Annotated in this window: 7 protein-coding genes and 1 pseudogene; 1 reads left to right on the top strand and 7 read right to left on the bottom strand. The window is 60.1% G+C overall.

From position 1 onward, the window contains the following. From PROAA_RS12910 to PROAA_RS12890, 5 genes are all read right to left on the bottom strand, one after another. Window positions 1-894, bottom strand: an 894-nt coding sequence (locus PROAA_RS12910) for an aminotransferase class I/II-fold pyridoxal phosphate-dependent enzyme (protein ID WP_186411733.1), incomplete at its 3' end; no start/stop codon positions are given. 208 nt (window positions 895-1,102) lie between these two features. Continuing rightward, the gene (locus tag PROAA_RS12905; RefSeq protein ID WP_186411732.1) at window positions 1,103-3,190 is read right to left on the bottom strand and encodes a TonB-dependent receptor; all 2,088 of its coding nucleotides are present in this window, start codon (window positions 3,188-3,190) and stop codon (window positions 1,103-1,105) included. A 70-nt stretch (window positions 3,191-3,260) separates the two neighbouring features. Next, on the bottom strand, window positions 3,261-3,749 hold the full coding sequence (locus PROAA_RS12900) for a copper chaperone PCu(A)C (protein ID WP_186411731.1): 489 nt from the start codon (window positions 3,747-3,749) through the stop codon (window positions 3,261-3,263). Between the two features lie 32 nt (window positions 3,750-3,781). Continuing rightward, on the bottom strand, window positions 3,782-4,399 hold the full coding sequence (locus PROAA_RS12895) for a Crp/Fnr family transcriptional regulator (protein WP_186411730.1): 618 nt from the start codon (window positions 4,397-4,399) through the stop codon (window positions 3,782-3,784). 79 nt (window positions 4,400-4,478) lie between these two features. After that, window positions 4,479-4,886 (bottom strand): DUF2946 family protein, encoded by a 408-nt coding sequence (locus PROAA_RS12890; protein WP_186411729.1) that lies wholly within the window; start codon window positions 4,884-4,886, stop codon window positions 4,479-4,481. A 194-nt stretch (window positions 4,887-5,080) separates the two neighbouring features. On the opposite strand from PROAA_RS12890, the gene trxC reads away from it, so the two are divergent. After that, a complete protein-coding gene (gene trxC / locus PROAA_RS12885) occupies window positions 5,081-5,524 on the top strand; it encodes a thioredoxin TrxC (RefSeq protein WP_186411728.1) in 444 nt (147 codons plus the stop codon). A 15-nt stretch (window positions 5,525-5,539) separates the two neighbouring features. Here trxC and PROAA_RS12880 read toward each other — a convergent pair whose 3' ends face one another. Next, window positions 5,540-6,886, bottom strand: coding sequence for an adenosylmethionine--8-amino-7-oxononanoate transaminase (locus tag PROAA_RS12880; RefSeq protein ID WP_186411727.1), 1,347 nt, complete (start codon window positions 6,884-6,886; stop codon window positions 5,540-5,542). A 9-nt stretch (window positions 6,887-6,895) separates the two neighbouring features. Further along, window positions 6,896-7,381: pseudogene (locus tag PROAA_RS12875) on the bottom strand (DUF2863 family protein). Window positions 7,382-7,435: the final 54 nt, after the last annotated feature.

Genomic DNA, 7,435 nt, shown 5'->3' with positions numbered 1-7,435 from the left:
ATGCTCGCGGCGGGCGTCGCCGTTCTCGATCAGCTTGAGGCTGGCGAGCAGGGCGCAGGCCACGACGGGGCTTGATCCGGTGGTGAAGATATAGCTTCGGGCGTTTTGCAGCAGGCATTCGATGACCGCTTCGTGCGCGGCGACGAAGGCGCCGGAAGCGCCGGCGGCCTTGCCCAGCGTGCCCATATAGACGAGGCGTTGCGAAGCGCCCAGCTTGAAGTGCGCGAGGCTGCCGCGCCCTTGCGCGCCAAGAACGCCGAAGCCATGCGCGTCGTCGACCACCAGCCAGGCGTCGAAGCGTTCGGCGAGTTCAAGCAGAGCGGGCAACGGGGCCAGATCGCCGTCCATGCTGAACACGGCGTCCGTCAGAATCATCTTGCGCCTGGCGCTGCTGCTGGCGAGCAGACGTTCGAGTGTGTCCAGATCGCCGTGCGGATAGCGCTTGTTGTCGGCCCGCGAGAGCTGAACGGCATCGATCAGCGAGGCATGGTTGAGCTTGTCGGAAAATACGGCATCTCCACGCCCGAGCAATGCCGGCACGATGCCGAGGTTGGCCAGATAGCCGGTGGAGAAGAGCAGAGCACGCGGGAAGCCGGTGAAGGCGGCGAGCTGGTGTTCGAGCTCGTCGTGCGGGCGCATGTGACCGCTGACCAGATGCGAAGCGCCGCTGCCGACGCCCCAGACTCTGGCGCCGGCGCAGGCCGCTTCGACCAGCTCGGGGGCATTGGCCAGACCGAGGTAGTCGTTGCTGCAGAAACTGACCAGATCGCGGCCATCGACGCGTGCCAGTGGCCCGCACGGGGCGTCCAGGGTGCGTCGGCGGCGCGTGAGTCCGTTTTCAGCCAGTTGAAGCGATTGCGCGGCAAGTTCTGCGTAGAGTGGGGATTCAGACATCGGTGTTCAGTGAGGGTGGCGGGTATTGAGGGTATTCGGGCATTGAATCAAGCATCAAAGCGATGGCCCTGAAGCGGTGGACAGGTTATCAGTTTTGTTGGGTGCTATTTCTGTCCAGATTGGGCAAGCTCGGCAAGCCGTAGCTTGCCGAGGCTGAAGTAGGCCGTATCGAGAGTCTTTCAGTCAAGTGTTGCGTGCAAAAGACGACCTAAAATTTCAAATTGAGGCCTGCATACAGGGAGCGTCCAGCGCCTGGAACGGCAATGCCCCACGGCATGTTTGCCGCGTTCAGCGCCATCGTGCTGCCCTGACCTACGTAGGCACCACCCAGCGGCAGGTCGTAACGTTTGTCGAAGAGGTTTTCCACACCAAAATCGATGCGCGCTTGCCGCCACTGATAGCTGGCGCGCAGATTCACCAGGCTATAGCCGGCGGTCTGGATTTCATTGCGCACGTCCGATACCTGATCCTTGGCTTTCACCATCACCAGTTCGGCGCTGTTATCCCACGCGCCGAGTTGTTGCGTGAGCATCAGCTTGGCATTGAGCGGCATGATGTTGTACAGATCGTCGCCGGTATCGCGGTTCTTGCCATTGGTGTAGCTCAGCAGACCCTTCAAGCCGAACTCTCCAAAGCTGGTTCTGGCTAGCGGCATGTGGCCTGATACGTCAAGGCCGTACAGCCGCGCTGACTGATTGGCAAATTGGAGTACGTTGAACTGGTTAGCCGTGAAGGCAGCCGTCTTAATGGCGTCAATATAGTCACTGACTCGCGTGTAATACGGTGTGGTCTTGAATTCCCATTCGCGGTTTGCGGCATGCCAATCAAAGGTGGCGCTGATGGCGTAAGCTTTTTCCGGTTTGAGGTTGATGTCGCCGATGTAGCCGTTGCCGTCGCCGGCGTAGTTGTTCATGATCGCCATCATGTTAGCCGTCGACCACGAGTAGCGCTCATACAGGTTCGGCGAGCGAACCTTTCGTGCAAGGCCGAATTCGATGCCGTAGTTGGCGTTGACGGTGTAGCGACCGAGCGCGGTGAGATCCAGATTATTGTCGGTTTTGTCGCGATCGGCATTATTGAAATTGGCGGCGTCCCGGGTCTGGTTCATCATTCCCGCAGGTACGCCTACGGTCGGGAATGTCGCCAGATTGTAGCCATGTACCGGACCCGCATTGGTCGTGACGAGCTCGTAGCGCGCGCCGAGCAGTGTCATCCATTGGGGGCTCAGCTGCTTTTCCCATTCACCGAAGAGCGCGGTGCGGTTGCGTTCGCCATCGTTGATATTTATGAACGTATTGGGAGACATCCCGCCGGTACCCGAGGGTGGCCACCAGTCATTAAGCGTGTAATGCTGAACTTCGCCGCCGATGCGCAGGAGGTCCTGCAAACTCAAGTTGATACTGGCTTTGATGCTGGCCCCGGTCGTTTTGCCTTTGGTGTTCATCGGCATGCCATTGATGGCTGTCCCATAGGCCAGTTGCTTGTCGGCACCGAAATTCATGTAATGCTCAACCGTTTCCCGATACGCACGGGCTTCCAGCGAACCCCAGTCGAAGTCACCGACATAGCGAAGGTTGGCGCGATGCTGGGTATTTTCGAGCATATCCATGCGCTGATTGGGGAAGAGTTGCTCGGGCACGTTCTGATAGCCGAATTTGGCTTCGATGAGGTGCTGGCCGCTCTTGAAAGCCACGCCGATGGATTGGTTCTGCGTATCGTAGGCTGTGGAGCCCACCTCATCCAAGGGCAGGGTGTGGCCGGGCCGGCCCGTGTCGGTGCGGGTCTTGAAGTCGCCACCCGCTTTGTAGTTGTCCGATTTGGCTGCGGAGCCCGAGTAGCTCAAGTTGAAGGATTCGGTTGCCATGGTCGCAAGAATGGTGCCACCGATGCTGTCGCCACCGACGCTGACCGGTGAAATCCCCGCATAGACTTCAAGCTTGGCAACATTGCTCGGGTCGAGGTAAGACAGTGCCGGGTTCATATGGTTGGGGCAGGAGGCGATCAGGTCCATGCCATCGACCTTGATACGAAGCCGGTCGTCAGCCAGGCCATGGATGACGGGAAGACTCGATGTGCCACCCGCGCCGTACAGGCTGACGCCGGGCACATCCCTGAGCAGGCTGGCCGTGTCGCTGGTCGCTGCCTGCTGGGCGCGCAGCGTGTTGGGAGCGACGGCTATCGCATTGGGGGTTTCACTACTCTTGGCGGTGACAACGATGTTCGCCAGGTCAGCCTCAGCGGCCAAAGCGAACATGGACGGCGTGATGATGCCGCAGAAAATAGCAATACGTTTCATTGTTGAACCTATCGAAAGATGTCATTGGATCGTGCGCTACCGACACTCCTGGCAAGCGCACTTCTCGTATTCAGTGCGCAACGTGATTGCTGTGGCCCTTCGGTGCGGCGCCGGCCGACAGCGCCTTGACCGGAGCGGTGATATCGAGGGTCTGGCGCTTGCCATCCTTGTATTCGATGATCAGGGTCATTGGCACTCGGTCGCCTTCCTTTACTTGAGCCTTCAGATCCATGAGCATGATGTGGTAGCCGCCCGGTTTGAGCTCCACCGATCTGCCGGCAGGCAGTTCGAGGCCGCCAGGCATCGCTCGCATCTTCATGACGCCGCCATCAGTGCTCATTTCATGCACTTCGACCGTTCCGGCGCCCGGTGATTTGACCGCGACCAGACGGGCATCCTGTGTGGCGGTCAAATCCATGAATGCGCCGGTGACTTTTTGTGCGGGCACGGTAGCGCGCACCCAGGGGTTACTGACGCTGACCTGGGCGGCGGCCGATAGTGAAATGAGCGTGGTGGCCAGGGAAAAGGCAATACGGGTCGTACAAGCAGAGAAGTTCATAGGTAAGTCCTTGATTAGGAATGTTTGAGGCATTAAGAAGCCTGAAGAGGCAGTTTTTTGAGTGCGTTCATTACGATGACACCGTGGCTGCGACCTTGTCGGGTGAGGATGCCCAGGCGGCGCAGTTGGCTGACGACTCGGGATACGGTTTCCTGCGTCAGGCCGGTGATGTCCGCCATGTCCTTCAGGCAAGGGATAAACACCGGGATAGTCTCCTGCGCCGTTTCCCCCGAAAGAATGACGAACAAGCGCCGGATGCGATCCATGGCTTCGCCGGCTCGCAGGGAAATCGCCTCCACCGTGCGGCGTTCCGCAGCGGCAATTGTGCGCAGCAGGCTTCGGGTGTCGGCTTGGAGCCAGGCTTCCAGTTCAACCTCTCCGATGGGATAGGCGTCACAGGTGTAGGTGCCAAAGAGCTGAATCTCGCTGCCGAGAATATCGCCGACTCTTGCAATGCCGGCAAAGACGGGGGTATTGCCGTCAGGAGATGGGTGACTCAGGCGTACGACGCCGCGCCGAATGCGCCAACTGGGTCCGGTCGTACCGGCCAGGTAGATCGGCCGATCATCGCTGAAATAGAGATAGGGTGATGCATTGGGCGTAGCGGCGACAGGCGCGCGCCCGTCGCTTCCCGCAGAAAGTGCCGTCATGGTCTTCTGTCCTTCCGAGTAATGACAAAGCACAGACGCCGGCGTCAGCCGGTCAGTCTGTCATCGTGATGACGCAGGATCAGAAGTGCGGTGGTGCGTGGGAAGGCGGCAGGCGGTATCGACCCGCAGGCAGATTTACGCCAGAATCGTTCCATGTGCGGGCAACGAAAGCCAGTGCCTGTGAGACGGCGCCAGGACCAGCCAGCGCCAACAACGTGGGGGTGCTGCCACAGTAGGTACAGCAGCTATGGTCGCTGTGATTATCGTGTGACGGGACGCTGTCGCCCGGCCCGGCCGTTGGCAATTGAACCGTTATCAAGCCATTGACGGTACAGATCTGGCCTACGACCGAACCGTCTGCCCCTGCCTTGGGCATGATGCCCAAGGAAGCCCAGAGCTGAAGGGCAAGCGCCAGCAGGCCAAGAACCAGGAAGGTCCGGCCGCGTTTTCGGAAGTGCCAGAATAAGGCGGAAGAGTTGGTATTCACGTGCGCCACATCTTATAGCACTAAATCGATGTCCACCAAGTGCTTGCACGCGAGGCGCCTCTCAATGGTCGGTTGCGCTTCGTGCAAAGCCTCTGGAAAGCTTGTGACGTGAGCCCCCATTTCCAATTTGCTCAGCAGGGTTGATTTTTTGCGTAACAACACTACATTAGGTTTATCTAATGGATGGATTCCCTATGGACCAAAAACTAGAACTGGTGTGTCCCCATTGCGACACTGTCAATCGGGTGCAGGCAGATCGTCTTGCCGATCGTCCGGTCTGCGGTCGCTGCAAACAAATGCTGATCACCGGCACTCCCCTGGAATTGAACGCCGCAAATTTTGCTCGTCATGTCGCGGATTCCGATTTGCCGGTACTGGTCGATTTCTGGGCGCCTTGGTGCGGTCCCTGCCGAACAATGACGCCGGTGATTTCCCAAGCGGCAAGTGAATTGGCGCTGACGTTGCGCGTCGCCAAGCTCAATACCGAAGCGGAGGGCGAGATCGCGACGCGCTTCGGCATCCGCAGCATTCCGACGCTGGCCCTGTTTCAGGGCGGACGTGAGATCGCGAGGCAGTCCGGGGCGGTCAATCTGCCCACCTTGCTGGATTGGATCAGGTCGGTCTTGCCGGCGCGGTAAGTCGGGTGCGTCCGTTCAGACCAGTGCCGCGGCCAGTGCCCCAGTGACGGCTTGGCCGAGATGGGCGATGTCCTCGTCGCCGACAATGTACGGGGGCATCAGATAGACCGTATTGCCGATCGGGCGGACCAGGGCTTCCCGCTCGAGGGCGGCGCGGTAGAAGCGGCGGGAGAAATGCGGGTCATCGGTGTTCACGTCGAAGGCGAGAATCATCCCGCGCTGACGCAGATGTCTGACATTCGGATCTTCGTTCAACGGGCGAAGCGCGGCGGCGAGCTTGGTCGCGCGGCCCTTGTTGCCCTCGAGTACCTGATCGCTGTCGAAGATGTCGAGGGTAGCCAGCGCCGCGCGGCAGGCCAGCGCGTTGCCTGTGTAGGAGTGCGAATGCAGGAAACCGCGCGCGGTGGCATCGTCGTAGAAGGCTTCGTACACGGCATCCGTGGTGAGAACGATCGACAGCGGCAGATAGCCCCCGGAAATGCCTTTCGAGAGGCACAGGAAGTCCGGTTTGAAGGGGTGGTTTTCACTCGCGGCCTGTTCGTGTGCGAAGAACGTTCCGGTGCGCCCGCAACCGACGGCGATCTCGTCGCAGATCAGGTGCACCTCATAACGGTCGCATAACGCGCGCGCAAGGCGCAGGTACTCCGGGTCGTACATGGCCATGCCGCCGGCGCACTGGATTAGCGGTTCGACGATCAATGCGGCGATGCTTTCATGATGCCGTTCCAGATGTTGCTCGAGCGCAGCGGCAGCGCGACGTGCAACGTCAGCCGGCGTCTCGCCATCGCGTGCTCTGCGCGCGTCGGGGGTCGGTACGGTGGCGGCCGGGCGGATCAGCGGTGCGTAGGCGTCCCTGAAAATCGCCACGTCGGTAACAGCCAGCGCGCCAACGGTTTCGCCATGGTAGCTGCCTTCAAGGCAGAGGAAATCCTGCTTCTTCTCGCGGCCGCGATTGCGCCAACTGTGGAAGGACATCTTCAGTGCAATCTCGGTTGCCGACGCACCGTCCGAGGCGTAAAAGCAATGCCCCAGGGCGCCGCCGGTCAACGCTGAAAGGCGTTCCGACAGCTCGACCACCGGGCGGTGCGTGCAGCCGGCGAGGATGACGTGTTCAAGCTGTTCGAGCTGATCGCGCAGGGCGGCATTGATGCGCGGGTTGCAGTGGCCAAAAAGATTGACCCACCACGAGCTGATGCCATCCAGATAGCGTTTGCCATCGAAATCATGGAGCCAGACGCCCTTGCCGTGGCTGATGGGGATCAGAGGCAGCGCTCCGGCGCCTTGGTCGGTGTGCTGCTTCATCTGCGTGCAGGGATGCCAGACGGCTTTCAGGCTGCGTTGCAGCAGGTCGGAATTTCGCATCGGCGGCGATCAATGCAAGGTTTGCGAGGGTGCGTTGCTCTGCTCCGGCAATTCGGCGTGTACCGTTTCACCTTCGGTGTTGGGGTAGAGGGGGGCACCGCAATCGTCGCAAAACTCGAAGGGGAAGCGCTGGCCATGCACCAGGACTTCCTTGATACCGGTCTCGCGCAGGATGCCTTCAATTTCGCCGGTAACATCGGTTGTTTCATCCTCGGCGCCGAGCAGTGGCCAGACGACGCCGTGAAAAAGGGGATTCGGTATTCCTCCAGACGCTTGTCATGGAATCCGCCAATCACGGCGCGCAATGCTTCGGCTGTCGGCATTTCGGCACGCGGCGTGGTAGGCATCGGCGATCAGCAGTTGGAATGCGCATCCGGTCAGTTGCGGCTCCAGACAGGGGCTTCCCTGCTTCACCCACTCTCGGAGCGCCGTTTCGCGAGTGGAACGATCCGATTCATTCCAGCGGAATAGCGGCATGCCGCGCGGTACGGCAATGGCCCCGATCAGATAGCGTGCGTCGGAAAGGAATTGATTGGTTTCCGGGAGCGA

This window comes from Candidatus Propionivibrio aalborgensis (assembly GCF_900089945.1).
In the GTDB taxonomy this organism is placed as follows: domain Bacteria; phylum Pseudomonadota; class Gammaproteobacteria; order Burkholderiales; family Rhodocyclaceae; genus Propionivibrio; species Propionivibrio aalborgensis.
Note: the sequence above shows the minus strand (reverse complement) of the source record. Positions and strands in the feature narration are given on the sequence as shown.